The organism is Salibacterium sp. K-3, assembly GCF_054052005.1.
The window spans coordinates 1,845,034-1,862,518 of the sequence record NZ_JBSVZE010000001.1; the positions used below are offsets into that span (position 1 = coordinate 1,845,034).

At 47.3% G+C, this 17,485-nt stretch carries 18 protein-coding genes; 7 read left to right on the forward strand and 11 right to left on the reverse strand.

Annotated features, from left to right (window positions below; translation table 11 throughout):
• Positions 1 to 1,563 (forward strand): FAD-dependent oxidoreductase, encoded by a 1,563-nt coding sequence (locus ACW9JV_RS09175; RefSeq protein ID WP_457333507.1) that lies wholly within the window; start codon positions 1 to 3, stop codon positions 1,561 to 1,563.
• 98 nt (positions 1,564 to 1,661) lie between these two features.
• On the opposite strand, the gene ACW9JV_RS09180 is transcribed toward ACW9JV_RS09175, so the two are convergent.
• The 4 genes from ACW9JV_RS09180 to ACW9JV_RS09195 form a co-directional block, all read right to left on the reverse strand.
• On the reverse strand, positions 1,662 to 2,756 hold the full coding sequence (locus ACW9JV_RS09180; RefSeq protein ID WP_457333509.1) for an NAD(P)-binding protein: 1,095 nt from the start codon (positions 2,754 to 2,756) through the stop codon (positions 1,662 to 1,664).
• A 69-nt stretch (positions 2,757 to 2,825) separates the two neighbouring features.
• On the reverse strand, positions 2,826 to 3,680 hold the full coding sequence (locus ACW9JV_RS09185) for a CvfB family protein (RefSeq protein WP_457333511.1): 855 nt from the start codon (positions 3,678 to 3,680) through the stop codon (positions 2,826 to 2,828).
• A complete protein-coding gene (locus tag ACW9JV_RS09190) occupies positions 3,680 to 4,570 on the reverse strand; it encodes a 5'-3' exonuclease (RefSeq protein WP_457333513.1) in 891 nt (296 codons plus the stop codon). The genes ACW9JV_RS09185 and ACW9JV_RS09190 overlap by 1 nt, the downstream gene beginning before the upstream one ends.
• Positions 4,571 to 4,653: 83 nt before the next feature.
• Positions 4,654 to 4,899 carry a YkuS family protein gene (locus tag ACW9JV_RS09195; RefSeq protein WP_457333515.1) on the reverse strand — a complete coding sequence of 82 codons (246 nt, stop codon included), beginning with the start codon at positions 4,897 to 4,899 and terminating at the stop codon, positions 4,654 to 4,656.
• Positions 4,900 to 5,228: 329 nt separating this feature from the next.
• On the opposite strand from ACW9JV_RS09195, the gene ACW9JV_RS09200 reads away from it, so the two are divergent.
• The 3 genes from ACW9JV_RS09200 to ACW9JV_RS09210 all read left to right on the forward strand — a co-directional run bounded on the left by ACW9JV_RS09200 (position 5,229) and on the right by ACW9JV_RS09210 (position 6,472).
• On the forward strand, positions 5,229 to 5,489 hold the full coding sequence (locus tag ACW9JV_RS09200; protein WP_457333517.1) for an HPr family phosphocarrier protein: 261 nt from the start codon (positions 5,229 to 5,231) through the stop codon (positions 5,487 to 5,489).
• 111 nt (positions 5,490 to 5,600) lie between these two features.
• Complete coding sequence (locus ACW9JV_RS09205) at positions 5,601 to 5,891, forward strand: hypothetical protein (protein ID WP_457333519.1); 291 nt, start codon at positions 5,601 to 5,603, stop codon at positions 5,889 to 5,891.
• 74 nt (positions 5,892 to 5,965) lie between these two features.
• Complete coding sequence (locus tag ACW9JV_RS09210) at positions 5,966 to 6,472, forward strand: cupin domain-containing protein (protein WP_457333521.1); 507 nt, start codon at positions 5,966 to 5,968, stop codon at positions 6,470 to 6,472.
• Between the two features lie 14 nt (positions 6,473 to 6,486).
• Here ACW9JV_RS09210 and ACW9JV_RS09215 read toward each other — a convergent pair whose 3' ends face one another.
• From ACW9JV_RS09215 to ACW9JV_RS09230, 4 genes are all read right to left on the reverse strand, one after another.
• Entirely contained in the window at positions 6,487 to 7,764 is a 1,278-nt protein-coding gene (locus tag ACW9JV_RS09215) for an ArgE/DapE family deacylase (RefSeq protein WP_457333523.1), read from the reverse strand.
• 268 nt (positions 7,765 to 8,032) lie between these two features.
• A complete protein-coding gene (locus ACW9JV_RS09220; RefSeq protein WP_457333525.1) occupies positions 8,033 to 8,185 on the reverse strand; it encodes an anti-repressor SinI family protein in 153 nt (50 codons plus the stop codon).
• Between the two features lie 129 nt (positions 8,186 to 8,314).
• On the reverse strand, positions 8,315 to 9,013 hold the full coding sequence (locus ACW9JV_RS09225; protein WP_457333527.1) for a response regulator transcription factor: 699 nt from the start codon (positions 9,011 to 9,013) through the stop codon (positions 8,315 to 8,317).
• Positions 9,014 to 9,015: 2 nt separating this feature from the next.
• Positions 9,016 to 12,339, reverse strand: a complete 3,324-nt coding sequence (locus ACW9JV_RS09230; RefSeq protein ID WP_457333529.1) for a 7TM diverse intracellular signaling domain-containing protein — start codon at positions 12,337 to 12,339, stop codon at positions 9,016 to 9,018.
• Between the two features lie 209 nt (positions 12,340 to 12,548).
• Between ACW9JV_RS09230 and modA the strand changes: the two genes are divergently transcribed.
• From modA to mobA, 3 genes are read left to right on the forward strand one after another with little or no spacing between them, the layout of a single operon-like run.
• Complete coding sequence (modA, locus tag ACW9JV_RS09235; RefSeq protein ID WP_457333531.1) at positions 12,549 to 13,346, forward strand: molybdate ABC transporter substrate-binding protein; 798 nt, start codon at positions 12,549 to 12,551, stop codon at positions 13,344 to 13,346.
• Complete coding sequence (modB, locus tag ACW9JV_RS09240; RefSeq protein ID WP_457333533.1) at positions 13,346 to 14,008, forward strand: molybdate ABC transporter permease subunit; 663 nt, start codon at positions 13,346 to 13,348, stop codon at positions 14,006 to 14,008. The genes modA and modB overlap by 1 nt, the downstream gene beginning before the upstream one ends.
• 13 nt (positions 14,009 to 14,021) lie before the next feature.
• Positions 14,022 to 14,600 (forward strand): molybdenum cofactor guanylyltransferase, encoded by a 579-nt coding sequence (gene mobA, locus ACW9JV_RS09245; RefSeq protein ID WP_457333535.1) that lies wholly within the window; start codon positions 14,022 to 14,024, stop codon positions 14,598 to 14,600.
• Here the strand turns inward: mobA and ACW9JV_RS09250 are convergent.
• The 3 genes from ACW9JV_RS09250 to ACW9JV_RS09260 are packed head-to-tail and all read right to left on the reverse strand — an operon-like array spanning position 14,591 to position 17,461.
• Positions 14,591 to 15,397 (reverse strand): uroporphyrinogen-III synthase, encoded by an 807-nt coding sequence (locus ACW9JV_RS09250; protein WP_457333537.1) that lies wholly within the window; start codon positions 15,395 to 15,397, stop codon positions 14,591 to 14,593. The genes mobA and ACW9JV_RS09250 overlap by 10 nt on opposite strands.
• Before the next feature lie 29 nt (positions 15,398 to 15,426).
• The gene (locus tag ACW9JV_RS09255; protein ID WP_457333539.1) at positions 15,427 to 16,218 is read right to left on the reverse strand and encodes a carbon-nitrogen hydrolase family protein; all 792 of its coding nucleotides are present in this window, start codon (positions 16,216 to 16,218) and stop codon (positions 15,427 to 15,429) included.
• A 19-nt stretch (positions 16,219 to 16,237) separates the two neighbouring features.
• Positions 16,238 to 17,461 (reverse strand): sigma-54 interaction domain-containing protein, encoded by a 1,224-nt coding sequence (locus tag ACW9JV_RS09260; protein WP_457333541.1) that lies wholly within the window; start codon positions 17,459 to 17,461, stop codon positions 16,238 to 16,240.
• Positions 17,462 to 17,485 lie beyond the last annotated feature (24 nt).

Sequence of the window (17,485 nt, forward strand, 5' to 3'; positions counted from 1 at the left end):
ATGGCTTTACAACTGCCCGAAAGCCCGGAGCCTTATTGGAGAGAAAGCGTTGATCTACCGTCTTTTGAGAAATTGGAAAACGACGAGCAGGCTGATGTGGTTGTTGTCGGTGCTGGCATCACAGGATTGACTACCGCTGCCCTTTTATCCAGAGAAGGACTGGATGTCGTCGTTCTGGAAGCAGGTCGACTGTTAAATGGCACAACCGGTCATACGACCGCTAAAGTTACCGCTCAGCACGGAATGATTTATGATGAACTGATCCAGCATATGGGAAAAACGGCAGCGCGCCTTTATTATGAAGCACAGGTCGAAGCACTTCGTTTTATCAACCAGTATATAATGGAAAACCAGATACAGTGTGATTTCCATACAGAAACGGCATGGTTGTACGCCGAAACCGAGCAGGATGCCGGTAAACTTGAGAAAGAATATGAAGCCTATCAGGCTCTTCATATCGACGGAGAGATGAAAGACCGTATTCCACTTCCGATGGATATACATAGCGCCCTGTCCATGCCGGACCAGGCCCGCTTTCATCCTCTGCAGTATGTGAAACATCTTATCCGGGAACTTCTCGATCAGGGCGGGCGTATTTATGAACAGACGACCGCTGTCCACATTACCGATGAAGAGAAGAAAAAAGCGGTTCTCACAAGAAACGACAGACGAATAAGCGCTGATTCGGTTATCTGCTGTTCTCATTTTCCTTTTTATGAAGGGACGGGATTGTATTCCGCGCGGATGCACGCAGACCGGTCATATGTGCTTGCTTTTAAGACGAACACCCCTTACCCCGGCGGCATGTATTTGAATGCCGGTAATCCGGCCCGATCTCTCCGTGCTGCATCCATGAATGGCAGTGACATCGTGTTGGCAGTCGGTGAAAATCACAAGACAGGCCAGGGAAAAGATACCTTGGAGCATTACCGGGCCCTTCAGGGTTTTGCAGAAACGCTGTTCGACAACCCTGAGATTCTGTACCGCTGGTCCGCCCAGGATTTAACAACGCTTGATAAGCTCCCATATATTGGAGAAGTTACCACCTCTCAGCCGGATGTGTATATTGCGACGGGGTTCCGTAAATGGGGCATGACCAACAGCACCTGCGCCGCTTTTCTTCTGAAAGACCTGGTATTGAAAAAAGAAAACCCATACAGTGAATTGTTCAGCCCTGCGAGATTTTATGCCGATCCAAGCATTAAACATTTCCTTAAAGAAAATGTGGATGTGACGAAACACTTAATCAAAGGAAAACTGGAGATGCCGCCCTCTTCGATCGGAGGACTGGCAAAAGATGATGCTGCTGTATTTATGGCAGATGGACAGCGGAAAGGGGCATATAAAGATAAAGATGGGGAATTGTTTGTCGTTGATACGACCTGCACCCATGTGGGCTGCGAAGTGGAATGGAACCACGGCGATCGGACATGGGACTGTCCCTGCCACGGTTCCCGTTTTTCCTATACCGGAGAAGTTCTGGAAGGCCCGGCGGAAAAACCTTTGCAGCAGCATTCCCATACGATGCTCGACAACCTCACAAGTGAGAATTCAGGATATTGACCCATTCAGGTAAGTCTGGGGAGAAAACGTTATCAAAGACAAAAAATCCGAACGATTTCTTCTAAGAATCGTTCGGATTTTTATGCGTTGTTCTATTGTTACTTGCCCGTCCGTTCCCTTATGAACGGACGGAGCAGCATACTGCCGGCCCGGATCACATTGACATTGGTAGTAAACAGTCGTTTTCCAAGACTCGTGTTCAATTGTTTTACGATAAAATCGTAGCCGCCATTGTTTAATGACTCCATCCCCTGCCGCAGGACCATAGAGTCGTGAAAACTTTTCCGCAGCGGTTTTGTGAACGCTTCATACTTTCCGTACCCGCATAAATCATAGGCGGCATATATACCGGTAAGAATGGATTCAAGCTGTCCGAAACCTAAAAACGGCATGACAGAGCCGAAGCAGTTGCCGGTAAAAAACGTATTGCCGAGGCGCGGTGCATGGCATATCCCGATTTTGTAATTTTTGATCTGAAACTGGTCTTTGATATAGAAGGACTGCTGTAATGCTTGTCCGGCATTATTCAGGAGCAGCTGCCACTGTTTTTCTTTCTGTCCCTCAGAATCTGCTGAAGCGTCCGGGTGAGCCATGACAAGATTCGCTTTTGTGGACGAAAGAGGAAGCAGATAAGCGTATCCTTGAGGGGCTATCCTGTTATCAAGCCAGATCCGCACATGATCCCGTTCAAACGTTCCTTCTATAATCGCCCCTTTTAAGGAAACCGACAAGTATTCTTCGAAATTGCGGAGTTTAAGTGCATAAGATGCATCTCCGGTGGCGAGAATGACGTGGGTATAGTCCTGCTGTAAGGCTTCATAGGATTTATCAGAGTGATAATGGATGCGGGTCTTCACCTGCTCCGCCAGCTGCTGCTCGAGAGCGTACCGATGTCTGCCGCGCAGAGTGATGAATCCGCTGTGTGCATCAATCACAGCCTGCTGTCCCGCAGAATAAAAAGATAAACGGCTGATGGCAGAAGTAGGCTTTATGAACAATTGAAATTCTTCCGACAGATACCGGACCACATCATCAATTGGTTTTGTGAGAAAGGACATAAAGGCTTCCCCATTCACAAACCGGTCGCCGACCCGGCTGCGCTTTTCAAAAATATCCGGGGTGATGCCATGTTTCTCCAGCATCAAGGCACAGGACAGTCCGGACAATCCAGCCCCCATAATAGCAACGTTCATACGTATCCCTCCAGGTATTCTTTGTATTTAGTATTTGATACCTGCGGAAAGTTATGAAACATGGGATAGTCATTCTCTGGTCCGAATCGTCCCCTCTTTTGTTTGTTCGACCAATCCTTTTTTCATCAGTCTGCCTACAGCCCGTTTAAACGCTGCCTTGCTGATATGAAAGGTTTCCTCTATGTCTTCGGGACTGCTTTTGTCACTGAATGGAATTTCTCCCCGGTTCCTGGATAAATGGAGCAGAATGGAATGAGCGTCCTCGTCCATGCTTTCTGTTTTATCGGGAAGCTGCGATACGTTTATTGTGCCGTCATCCTTTACATCAATGACCCGCACTTCCACCTTTTCCCCCATTCTTGGTTCTCTTTTCCGCTGGCTGGGATGAAGAAAAGCGCGGTGGTTGTTTTCGCAAAAGATGAAACTACCTGCTTTGCCGGCGCGGTATACCCGGCCGGTAATTGTTTGATGAAGAAAGGACGGGGAAGTCGGAACGGACCGGGCAAGAATGTCTTCTTCTCCTGCGGTCCTTGCCAGCATCCGTCCCTGCTTATCAGTGGTCAGAATAACAAACAACTGATCATCCGCAACCGGCCATACTTCTTTCAGGAGCGGCAGATCATCTTTCGGCACGAGAATGTCTTTGGGAAGATTCAGATTGATAAACACACCAAGCTCCGGAACCACTTCGGTGACGGAAGCCCATCCAAACGTTTCTGCTGTAACATCCGGCACACGCATCGATGCCGTTATGTTCCCTTGTTTATCTGTATAAATAAAGATATCTATGTTTTCTCCCGTCTGAAGTTCCCGTGTTGTTTCCGCTTCAGGAAGTTCCAGCGTCCGTCCTTCCGTCTCTATGAAATATATGTTCTTTTTTTTCCGGATGACCGAAACTGTTACGACCGTCCCTGGTTTCATCATCATTTACCTCTTTCTTTATTCATCTGGAATGCAGCTTCCATAGGTACAGATACCCCGATTTCGGACAGCACCGCAGCGGCCTGTTCCACCTCCGCAGTCCAGCGGGCATCTTCCTCTCTGTATTCAACCGGGGCATCCGTGCGGATCATTGCAAGTTTCCTGGAAAGGTGCAGCATGTCCAGATGGGTTTCGATTTTGTTTTTTATACCCGGCGGAAGTTGCTCGAGATGTTGTAGAAGCGTTTCAATCGTATCATAATCCTGCAGTAGTTTTAAGGCAGTCTTTTCACCGATCCCTTTTACACCGGGGTAGTTATCGCTTGTATCTCCCATCAGTGCTTTCATATCAACGATCGCGGCCGGGCTGCATCCTTTGCGCTCTGCGGCATTGGTTTCATCCATAAGATCGTAATACCCCTGTCCTTTTTTCATGACAGCGACGGTTATATTTTTTTCAATCAGCTGCAGCAGATCCTGGTCCCCGGTCAGAATGGTGACGTGAAACGAGGATGCCAGTTGGCTGGCGATGGTACCGATACAGTCATCGGCTTCAAACTGTTCCACTCCGATATTTGGAACATCAAAACCGCCCATGGCTTTTTTCGCCGTCTCGAACTGCGGAATCAGTTCTTCCGGAGGCTTGGAGCGATTGGCTTTATATTCCGGATAAAGCGACGTACGGAAGGTGGTGCTTCCCATATCCCAGCAGCAGATGATATGCGTGGGCCGGAACGTTTCCACGGCTTTTAGAAAGTGTTTCATCATGCCGTGGACAGCATTGGTCGGCACTCCCTCTTTATTATACATGTAATTGCCGTATACCGAGGTCGCATAAAACCCTCGGAACAGCAGAGCCATTCCATCGATCAAAAGGATGTGGTTGTTTTTCATTTATCTCCTCTCCCATCCTTTACATCATAGCATAATGAAAAAGTGATCCGCCAAGTCTATACTGCGGATCACTTATTTCTTTATCAAGCCTGCAGGTTTTCTTCCACGCGCTGGCAGATTTCCTCTGCATTACTGCCGTGCGCATTTATGACCGAGGCCTGGAGGTCTGTTTCCTGCATATTCATCATATTTTGATCCTGGCCGGAAACCACACAGCAGTCACATCCGCTGCTGTCTTCTTCCTGCCTGAGATCCACGACTTCGTGTCCCTTCTCCTTCAGCTCCTGTTTGATATCGGTCAACGATTCTTCTACACCAATTCGTGCCATATCCGATCCTCCCTGCTTGTTTTGTCATTCTGTAATATAACCTTTTTCACGGTACATATACTTCGCTCTTTTTCATCGTTCCATCGTGTTTTTTGGTAGATCATCTGCCGGCATGACACACCTGTAACGTAAAATACCTTATACTGAAAAGTACAAAAGAGACCTTTTGCTTTTACTGGTTCTACCTGCCGAAGATTTGTCATATCGTCTGTCGTATGTGCACAAAAGGAGGGGATATGAGAAGAAATTGTGAAACGTTTTCGTGATGCGGCTTTTGCCTGTGGAAGGGTGGACCTTCCTGAAAAATGAAATGGAAGAAGGGTGATACGATGAGTGAAAAACTGGAATCTACGGCTGTCATTCATCTGGAAGAAAAGTCGTATTTCAACAAATTAAAAACGGTGGCCAGCCAGGCCAACCGCTATGAGAGCTACATTGTACTGGAATCAGAAAGCAGAACGGTAAACGGCAAAAGCTTATTAGGTCTGTCCTCTTTTCTGAAGCCTTCCGAACAGGTTACCCTCCGCGCCGTCGGACACGATTCCAGACAGGCGGTACGGGATATTCAAAATTTATTCAGCCGTCCCTGACTCCTCCCAACGCGAAGCAGCGCCTGCGCTGCTTCTTTTTAATGTTTCTATTCCTGGGTCTGGCTGCCAACAGCCGCACCTGTTATGCTGAAGAAAAAGGATTGGTTATTCATGAAACGAGATGAAATGGAAGAAAAAATAATTGAAAGTTACAAGCAGGATGAAAAAATGATGATACTCGTTTTTGCTCAGTGGTGCGTCAATCAGGAACTTGATCCGTTCCATCTGTACACAGAGGCCTACCCGGAGCAGAAGGACAACCCTCTCTTAAAAGAAGCCCTAGCCTTGACGGTCCCGAAAGAAGAGTCCGAACCTATCGCAGATGATACGCTTTTTGGTGTGCTTTCTCTGTACGGCAACGACGATCTTGCTTTCACCGTTTCCCGGTACACCAAGAAATGAATGGTTTCAGGAACCGGGAAAAAAGGTATTCGTTCAAACGATACAGCATTTTTGAGAAAAAGGAGAGAGAAACGATGAAGCAGGAAAAAATAACACCGATGTTCTTTAAGGATGACGGAGAAATTCCGAATAATGAACACCTCCCCGTCATTCTCTACTCCAGTGTGTTTGCGGAAAATCCGGAAGACTGCCGCCCTGTGCTGGAACGTCATAACTGGAAAAACAGCTGGGTTGGCGGGGTGTTTGACTATCACCATTATCACAGCAATGCCCATGAAGTATTGGGTGTGATAAATGGAGAAGCAACCATTAAGATCGGAGGAAAGGAAGGAACAAGCCTGGATCTGGAAAAGGGAGATGTTATTGTTCTTCCGGCCGGAACCGGACACAAAAAAATGAGTTCCAGTTTTGAGTTTGAAATCGTCGGAGCTTATCCAGACGGGATGGATTACAACTTGAAAACAGGAGCTCCGGAAGAAAGGCCCGCCGTTCTGAAAGACATCGAAGAGGTGCCGCTTCCTGATCAGGATCCCGTATTTGGAGCCGAAGGACCTTTACTGGAGATGTGGCATGAAGAATAAATAGAGAGCGGGAGTCATTCCCTGCTCTCTTTCTTTTCGACAACGCCGCACCATGCTGCAAGAAATGCCGCATATACTTTCGTCACTTCTTTCAGGGTATCCAAATCGACCCATTCATCCACCCCGTGGATATTCCCGCCGGACGGACCGTAACAGACGGCGGGAATATCATAATACAGATTAAAAAATCGGGCGTCTGTCGTGACGGGAAGAGCTTTCCTCCCCGCTGGAGTTTTCGTCACTTTTTCATGAACGTCGTCGAGGGTTTTGAAAAACGGAGTTTGGTCATTGTCCATTTCCATTCCTTCCGCATGGAAGCCGAAAAAGGTTATATCCGGTGGATGCTGCTGAAGCCAGGAATCCTTGTCGGCGGCAGCCAGTATGCGCTCTTTCACTTCCTCCTTCAGAACTGCCGGATCATGATTCGGTAATACTCCGCAGCGGCATTCAAGTACTGCTTTTTTAGGTACGTTGGACGGGAAATCCCCTGCGTGGAAGTTGCCGATGCAAACCTCCACCGGTTTTTCCTGATCGTGGAAGGATATCGGTTTTCGGCGTTGATTTAATTCGTTTTCATACGCTTTTAAAGCTTCCATGAAAAGCATCGCTTTTTCAGCCACATTCACTTCCTCGGCCGTCTCGAGGGTGATGCGGAACCAGATACTGCCGAGTTGAGCCGTTGAAACATACTGCCCGAAAGGTTCAGGGATGAGTGCCGCATCAGCGGTATATCCTTCCTCCAGAGCGGCAAGAGCGCCGTTGCCCGTTCGTTCCTCATCAACGACACACTGAATCATAAAGTCTGAAGCCGGTTCATAACCGGCAGCCTGAAGAGCTTTATACGCAAAAATCATAGCTGTCACACCGGCCTTCATATCGAGAATACCGCGTGCATACATTTTGTTATCTTTCTGCAGTGCGCTCCACGGATCACAGGACCACATCGATGCCGGCTCCGGACTTACGACATCGACATGGCCCTGAAAGATTAAACTGTTCCCTTTGGAAGGGGCTTGTCCCTGAACTCTGGCAATTACGTTTGGGCTCTCCTCGTAGTTCCACTCCACCGGAGAAAAACCGGGATGGGTGGACAACTTCTTTATATCCGGGGTGAATTGGACGACCTCCATGCCGAGCTCTTTTTTCAGGTAATCCGCCAGATACAACTGCACTCTCTTTTCTTCTCCACTTTCGCTTGGGATTCTGCCGATTTCCTGAAGAAACTCCGTTTCCTCTTCCCAGAAGTGGTCGATCCATTCGTCCGTTGTCAGCATAAGACCCTGTTTTTCCACACTTATCACCCTTTACCTTTTGTTCCATTACATAAGGTCTTTTCCCGATTTTTCTTTTATCAATCGTCTTATTGAGCCATTTATACTCAAACAAAGAAGCTCCAAGGACCGAAAAAAAAGCGCTGAAATATCAATCAGCGCTCCGGGATGGTATTTTTGTCCATGTAACCATTGTTTTCGTGAATCATTTCTAAAGCGTCGCTCGGTCATAAAGAAAACCCTTGACGCAGCAGTCTGAAGGGTTTTGAAAATGAACAGGGATCCCCGTTCAACGGGCAGCGGATTCTTTCCGGGAGGTGCCATGTTTCTGTTTCTGCAGGAAGATTTGCACTTCCTCTTTTGTTATTCCAGCCTCTTTTGCCATTTTCATTAATTCCACCCATTCCCTGTCTAAAGGAGTATGATAATGTGGCCGTCTCATTTCTATCTCCTCCGATTCATTATTTCCGTTCTGCTGCATATGCTGCGAAGCTCTCTTTTTCTCTCATCCTTATGATATAAAAGCCAGGTTAAAATAGGGTAAAATAACAATAAAAAATTAAATTTTTCCTTATGGTTTATAGAATTTATATCCGAAGCCCCGGACGGTTTTTATATAAACGGGGCGGGAAGGATCCTCTTCAATTTTTTTTCTTAAATTGCTGATATGAACGGAAACGGTTTTTAAGTCGCCGAAACGGTCCGTACCCCACACATTATCGTACAGTTGTTCGATACTGAACACCTGGTTCGGGTGTCTGGCGAGGACGAGCAGCAGCTGCATTTCTTTGGCAAAGAGGTGCAGGACTTTCCCCTTGTGCTTCAATGTATAGCTGTCCAGGTCAATTTCAAGGTCGCCTGTACTTAATGTATTGTCCGATCGGTTGTCGTGCTGATGGTTGATGTCATTTCTACGCAGATGTGCCTGCACTCTTGCCATTAACTCCCCGGGATCAAAAGGTTTGGTAATGTAATCGTCAGCCCCTGTTTCAAGCCCCTGGATTTTATCTTCAAATTCCCGTTTCGCACTTAAAAATAATACAGGTGTCTCCATATCGTTTTCGCGTAATTCTTCACAGATTTCCATGCCGCTTTTGCCGGGGAGCATGATATCCAGAAGAATCAAATCCGGCCGGTGATTTTTCAGGAGGGGAAGCACTTCATTGCCGTCGGCGGCACTAATGACTTCATAGCGGCTTTCCAGATACAGCGTGATTAAATTGCGGATGTCCTCTTCGTCTTCTACAACAAAGATTTTTTTTCGCTCCATCGTCATCCTTCCTTTGTGTATGGTGTGAGCGGACCGGGATATAAAGGGAGCATAAAGAAAAAGGAACTTCCTTCCCGTCCCCGGCTCCGGGCCCAGATCATTCCATTATGATACTCGATGATTTCTTTGGATATGGCCAGACCGAGGCCGGTACTTCCGTTGCCTGCGTTTCGTGACGTTGCCCCGCGGAAAAAACGTTCAAATATATAGGGAAGTGATTCCGGTGAAATTCCGGTGCCGCTGTCGTGGATACCGACAATGATGTGTCGGTCTTTCATTTCCGGACGGTACTGCTTTGGATCACCTGCCCCTGCGGTAAAACAGACGGATGGCATGACTTCAATCCGGATCGAGTCTCCTTTCTCTGTATATTTTACAGCATTTTGGATAAGATTGAGCACCACCTGCTCAAGACGACCCAGATCGGCAAACAGGTACTCGTGATTACTGAAATCATCCGTTCTATCTTCCAGAGAAAAAGTCAGAAAGCGGGATTCCACTTCTTCTTTGAATGTTGATAATAATGTGGAAATAAAAGCCGGAACGCCCTCCCAGCTCCACCGGAAACGGACCTGCCTGGCTTCCAGTTTTGATAAATCATATAAATCCTGAATTAAACGGTCGAGAAATAGTGTTTTTTTATATATAAGCTGCAGATAATGAGTGTCGCCTGCATCGATAACGCCGTCCATCATCGCTTTGACGTAACCCTGCAGCGAAGTCATCGGCGTTCCCAGCTCATGAGAAATGTTTGTCAAAAGATGACGCCGTGACTGCTCCATCCGCAGTAATTCTTCGGTTTTATGTTCGAGGTCAACCGTTCGGCGTTTCACACGGTCTTCGAGTTCCATGTTCAGTCCGGCCAGTTCTTCATTCACCTGTTTCAGCGAGGCTTGTTTTTCTTTTACTTCCTTCATCACCCGGGAAAGCACGACCAATGTCGCCGCCCTGGCCGTTAACTCTTCTTTATGGTACGGTTTGGCCAGATAATCATTAGCGCCTGCGGCAAACGCCGCAGTAAGATGATACACATCGCTGCGGGCTGTAAGAACGAGAATAGGCAGTTCTGTCAAGGCAAAACGATCACGTATCCAGCGGGTGACTTCCAATCCGGAGCGTTCCGGCATCATCATATCGAGAATCAGTAATTCATAACTGCTGTCTTCTTTTTCTACCTTTTCCAGTACTTCTCTCCCGTTGCTCACTGCTGTGACCTGGTAGCCGGCCAAAGTGAGCTGGTTCCAGAGCACCTGCAGATTAATGGGTTCATCATCTGCAATGAGAATACGTCCCTTTTTTTGTGGAACAGAACGTATCATTGTAAAAGAGGCAGTGCCGGTGTCCCCCGACAAAAGAGCAGGAGTTTCACGGTGAATTCGTTCAGATCCGGTTTCGCGGGAGACGGGAAGACAAACCGTTACGGTTGTTCCCTCGTTTTTCCGTGAATCCAGATGAATGGAACCTCCATGAAGTTCTACCAGTTTTTTTGTAATAGTGAGACCGAGTCCGGTACCTCCTGGATGCCGCCCACGGACGGTGTCCCCCTGTTCAAATTCCTGAAATACGTGGTATGTTTCTTCTTTCGTCATGCCGATCCCGGTATCCTGAACGTTTAGTTTGATCTCATTTCCAGTGCATTCCGCCTGAATGGTAATGGTTCCCTGTTCCGTAAATTTGAGCGAATTGCCGATGATGTTGTGAAGAATCTGCTGCAACCGGTTCTCATCCGCAAAGACGAGTGGGAGATCTTCCGGAATACGTTGAATAACCGATACGCGCTTTCCCTCAAGAAGCGGCTCGGAGATGGACAGCACAACTTTTATGCTGTCATGTAACGAAACCGGTGTTCGGTGGATCTCCATTTCTTTATGGCGCAGCCTGGACATATCAAGCAGGTCATCGACGAGGCTGGACAAGCGTCTGCCGCTTTTGATAATCATGGATACATGACGTCGCAGTCCGGAGGTGGAAGCATCCTCCGCCCCATCATATATCGACTCAGCGATTCCTATCATGCCGTGCAGAGGAGTACGCAGCTCATGGGACGTATTAGCCAGAAACTCATCTTTCAGCCGGTTCGCTTTTTTTAACTGTTCTACAGCTTCTTCCCGGCTTTCTTTGGCCTCGCGTTCGGCTTTTTCTTTTTCCATCCGAAGTGTATTGAACTTATCGGCCAGCGCAAGGGAAAACAGGACAACTTCCAGTGCCGACCCGAGCTGGGACGCATATTTTGTATAAAAAGTAACCGGTATTACGCCGGCGTCTGCAAGCGAGGAAACCATCGCCCCTATTAAAAAGACCACCCATCCGATAAAAAACCAGCGCGCCGGACGGTATCCATGCTTCCAGCGCACCCCCGCCGTTGTCAGCACAACAACAACCAGAAGCAGCGCAGAAAGAATGACGAAATTCAGAGCAGCCGTGTAGCTGAACATTAAAAGACCAAGAATCATGAACTGAGACAAGGCAGATACGAACAGCAGCCTGTTCAGCCGTGGCATCGATTCTTTTACATTAAGAAAACTTTTGGCAAAAAGCAGTGCAAACGCCTGCGAAGCGGCCATGAAAAAGACGATAGCCCGGTTGTTCCACCAGCTGCTCTCCGGCCAAATAAATTGATAGGCTGCCCCGTTCAGTGTTAAATGGGTAAATACGAGACATAAAATAAATAGAACATACCATAAATAGCTTCGAAAACGCAGGGAGAAATATAAAAACAGGTTATACAGAATCATGACGAAAGCAAGCCCGTAATATAATCCGAGAATCATGTATTCCAACTGGCTCTTTTTAGCGAAAGCTTCTCTTTCCCACATCGTCATCGGAAGCTGGACCGCTCCCTGGCTTTCAATTTTTAAATAATAGACCGTCTCGGAACCGGGAGGTATCGATAAATCAAACGCAAAACTACGGTGGCTGCGGGCTCGATCATGAAAGGGCTGAAGGTCGCCCGCTTTTTCAAGCAGACGATAAGCCTCCCCTTCTTTTTCGTAAAGAGCGATGGAGTCAAGCGGAGGATAGGCGATTTCCAGCACCCAGTCTGGGTTTTCGGACGTGTTATGTACCGCATAGCGTATCCAGTAATGAGAATCTGTATATCCATAATTCGGTATGGCTGAGTTATTCTCTATGAATGCTTCCGAAACCGGCGGCTCCGTGACATCTTCAATTATCCAGTCTCCGCTTTCATCTTCCAGAACTTCCATATCGCGAGCGATATCATATTGATTTGTTTCCTCTTCCAGCTCAACAGATGCTTCAATCCTTCCCGCGAAAAACATACTGAAAAGGAGGATAGAAATGATCATGACAGGTTTTTTTGCCATTTTTCTCCCCCTTTGCGCACGATGTATAATCAAATCATACTAAATACCGGTGCCAAAATGTAGTTAAAATTGATAAATAATCGCGCTATTTTTGAATTTTTTGTATGATGAAGCCTTGTCAAGCAGCGGGCAGGGGTTGAAACATGATAAAAGATATGATTAGATGTAGAGCAACGTTTAGAAAACTCCGGAGGAAAGAAGGCTCATTATTGACTGGTAGACAAATATTACGGCATGCTTTCCTTCTGCCGGCAATCCTGCTGATGCTTACCGCCTGCCGGTCCGGAGAACCGGCACAGGGAGAGGGTCAGACCGAATTAGTGGTGGCGGCAGCGAGCAGTCTTCAGGACGTGATGAAGGAAGTGGAAGAAGCGTTTACCGACGAACATCCGGATATGGATATAACGTTTCATTTTGGCTCGTCGGGATCCCTGAAACAGCAGATCGATCAGGGGGCGCCGGTTGATGTGTTCATATCTGCTTCTACCGAGCAGGTGGAGGATTTAATCCAAAGGAATAAAATGACGGAATCGGATACACAAAACATCATGAAAAACCGGCTTGTGCTTATTACACCGGAAGGAGCTGATTCTTCCATTACCACCATACAGGAGTTGGAATCCGGAAGCTGGAAAACTGCTGTGGGGGTTCCGGAAAGTGTTCCAGCCGGAGCTTATGCTAAAGAAGCATTACAATACCATGGGATATGGAATCAGATGAAGGATCAGCTTGTGCAGGCGAAAAATGTCCGGCAGGTTTTAACTTATGTGGAGAATGGAAATGTAGATGCGGGTTTTGTTTACAAAACGGATGCTCTGGAGTCCGATAAAGTGAAGGTCGTGAAAGAAATAAGTCAGGACGCCCATTCGCCGATTATTTATCCGGCAGGCGTGATAACGGGTACGAAACATAAAAAGGAAGCGCAGAAGCTTCTCGATTTTCTGAGAGGCAGTAAGTTACCGGATATTGTCTCAGAGTATGGGTTCGAAACGGAGACGATCGAGTAATGATATACACGGTTTCATTCTGGGAGCCTGTTCTTCTCTCCCTTCAAACCGCAGCTGCCGCGCTGGTTGTTGTATTACTGGGAGGCATTGCTGCGGCCGGATTTATGAAGGGCAGAACGTTCTTTGGAAAAACGTTCATTGAAACGCTGTTTCTGCTGCCAACGGTCCTCCCCCCGACAGTAACAGGGTTTCTGCTTATTATTATTTTTGGAAACCAGCATGCCATCGGGCGTGTATTCGAAACGCTGTTTCATCAGTCCCTCATGTTCACGTGGTGGGCTGCGGTACTGGCAGCAGCCGTTGTAGCTTTTCCGTTTATGTATCAATCTGTGAAAACCGGCCTCCAGCAGGTGGATGAAAACATAGAACATGCGGCGCGGACCGACGGCGCCAATGAATGGAAGGTATTTCTTTATATTTCGCTGCCGCTCAGTTTCCGTGCTGTTATCTCCGGCATTATTCTCAGTTTTACGAGAGCACTCGGTGAATTCGGGGCGACATTCATGTTTGCAGGAAATCTGCCCGGTATCACACAAACAGTGCCGATTGCCGTATTTACAGCAATGGAAGCAAATCAAATGGCGCTGGCATGGGCATGGGTCACGTCAGTGGTCGTCCTTTCTTTCTGTCTGTTGTTTATATTGAGAAAATGGAGCATTTGAGGAGCGTGGGAGCATGAAAACAGCCGGTGTTGTACTGTGCGGCGGGAAATCGTCTCGTTACGGTACGCAGAAGGTCTTTGAAACCTTTCAAGGGCAGTACCTGTATGAACGGAGTCTGCATTCCTTTTTGGATGCGGAACTGCCCGCGTATCTGTTAACTAACAAAAGGCTTGCCCCCGTCTTCCGTGAACCGGTGGAACGTATTCTCATCGAAAAAGAAGAGCATCAGGGCCCGTTGTACGCCCTTTCCAGCTCGATGCAGATGCTCACAACGTTTGAATGCATCTTTATGCTGCCTGCTGATGTTCCCTCTGTCCATACCGGATTTGTGACGCGTATGCTGCGGCAGGCCGCGCACACGATGACCGTCTCTGACGCCCTGATACCAGTTTCAGGAGGCCGCATTCATCCTGTCCACGGTATGTACCACCGCCGCGTATATGCACAGGCAGAGCGTCTTCTGCAAAGCGGGGAGCGAAGCATGCGGGCGCTTCTGGACGAGATCCGGCCATCCTATCTTTCTTTTTCTGACAGTGAACCGGCATTTATTAATATTAACAGGCAGACGGACTGGCACCTTTCTCAGGAATAGAAGACTCCAAGTTCCATGATCATCGCTCCCATCCGCTCGTTTTCAGGAGCAACAATTCTTGTTACTCCTTCTTCCCGCAGCGCTTCCGCTGTCACTTTTCCAACGGTTGCCGCAGCTGTGGAGGTCATCAGCCTTTCGGCCAGTTCCTTTTCTTTTTGGTGTTCTCTGGCGTATCGAAATAAGGAATGAACCTGCATTTGTGTCGTAAAACAAACCGCGTCATAAGACGATGCGAGAATGTTCTTCAGCGCAGTATCGAGGACAGCTTCTTCCGGTGCGGCATATTTGTAAGGGTATAGTTCCACGATGTCAGCCGCCCCCCTGTCATAAAGAAACGTGTTCAGTTTAGGCGATGCGATGCCGTGCAGCTGAACCGCTATCGTTTTATTCTGAAAATCGATCGGTTCCAGGGATCGTATCAGCCCGTCTATGGTGCCATCATCATCGCGCGCGTCCGGCACAAGTTGTATCTGTTTCAGGGCGGAAGCCGTTTTATATCCTCTTGCTGCTACGTCCGCCCTTTTCACGGTGGTGACAAAAGCCTCTCTTTCCCCTGTTTTTTCTGCGGCATCAAACAAACTGTTTGTCCCCATTCCTGTCATAAAAATAAACCAGTCCGGCTTTTTTTCCATCACACTCCGCAGCACCGTCTGTACCTCGTCTTCCGCTGGAAATGTCGTTCCCTGCAGGGGACAGACGACCGCTTTTCCTCCCTGCTTTTCAATCAATGCCGTCATTTCTTCGGTTTTTCTGGAAGCGGCGATCATTATTTTTCTGCTATTCAGTTTTTCCGGCACGGTATCTCCTCCTCGATGAAATGTGGGATCTAGGTTAAGTAAATGTCAGGACGCCTGTGCTGGAAGTAATCCAGTCTTCCACGTGCAGCAGCGGTATCATTCAGATCAATAGGAATGACAGGAAGTTCTTCATTATGACCCGCTTTATAAAGAGAATGACCGGCTGGATGAACAGCCTGGCTTTCACCGAAAAAAATATTTTCCACATGGAGTCCCACCTTATTGGACGCAGCCGTAAATATGTGATTTTCCATCGCGCGCGCATGCAGGTAGGTGTCCTGATATTTTTGATAAGGGGTCATATTTGCGGCAAGCACAAAAAGGACTTGAGCTCCTGCATGGGCAAGCCGTCTCGGCATTTCCGGAAATTCCATGTCATACGTAATAAGCATACCGGCCCTGCCTTCCGGGAGTTGAATCACCGGACAGTCTGATCCGGCATGAAAATATTTTCGTTCTTCATAAAAAAGGTGGGTTTTACGGTAGACGTTCTCTATTGTACCATCTTTGCTGATATAGACAGCTGCGTTGTAAAGTTTATCTCCATTTTTTTCGGGAAATCCTGCGATGACACCTAAAGCCATCGAAGCGGCGGTATCTTTTAAAACAGACAGGCTTGGTCCTTCCAAAGATTCCGCCAGATCCATCAAACTGTCATTCATGACATATCCGCTTAAAAACAGTTCGGGAAACACAATGTAATCCGCCCCCTTCTGTTTGGCGCGTTCCATCGCATCCACCATGCGTTTCAGGTTCTTTTCCTTATCCAGAAGTTCGCAGCGTATTTGAGCAAGCGCTACGAAAAAGTGTTTGTCCCCCATCCTCGCGGTCCTCCTCTACTTATTCAGATTGAATATATTTTTTGATTTTCTTTGAAATGGTGGATTGATCCACTCCTAAAGCCTTAGCGGTCTTATACGTATTCTCATAGGTTCTGTATACTTTCAGAATCAATTCTTTTTCTGCCTTCTCTTTTACCTCTTTCAATGAAGGATAAGAGTGTTCTTCTGTCTCCGTATCATAGCCGGGGCTTTCGGAACCGCTGTTCTCCTGCAGAAATGTACCATTTGTTACGATCATCCGCTCAATTGTATTTGCAAGTTCGCGGATATTACCCGGCCATCTTCGTTCCAGGAACTGCTCCTTTACCCCATCCGGTACGGAAACGGAACGCCCGTATTTTTGATTAAACATGTCCACAAGCTGTGTTACAAGCTGAGGAATATCTTCCTTTCTTTCACGAAGAGGAGGGAGGGTTAACGGTACGACATTTAATCGGTAATATAAATCTTCCCGGAATGCTCCTTTTTCTACGAGGCGGGTGAGATTTTTATTAGTGGCTGCGACAATCCGCACGTTGATCTCTCTCTCCCGGATACCACCGACTTTCCGGATTTTGTTTTCCTGAACGACATCCAGCAGTTTGGACTGCATAAAGTATGGAAGCTCCGCAATTTCGTCAAGAAAGATCGTTCCGCCGCGTGCGGCTTCGAACAGCCCTTCCTTCCCTTTGCTTCTGCCCCCGGTAAACGCACCGGGTTCATATCCGAAAAGTTCCGATTCGATTAAATTTTCGGGCAGGGCTCCGCAGTTCACCGTTAAAAACGGACCGTTTCTGCGGCTGCTTTTTTTATGAATCAGTTCGGCTGCAGCACTTTTACCCACCCCTGATTCGCCGAGCAGCAGTACCGTGGAATCTACGTCAGACACGTTATTAATAATAGTTAAAATACGTGTCATAGCAGGGGACTGTACAATAAAATCCGTTTCCTCTTCTTTAAGTCCGGGAGAAAAGTTATGAAACAGGTAGATGGTATAAGGATTTGAATGAAGTTCATAGCGGCAGACATAAATGGTTTCTCCGTTTATTGTTTCCAGTGATTGAAAGGAGTGGTCGAAATGGAGCGTATCGGTCAGAACTTCGTGCCACTTTATATTACGGAGCGTATGTCCTGCTGTTAAAATCGGCTTGGAACAGCGAAATACATCCTTTTCCTCCCCTTTCACTTCCAGGATGTTTTCTTCCTGATCCGTTAAAACAAGAAGCTGGGACTGGGCGTGCATGATTTTCCCCTTTCGTTTAGATGA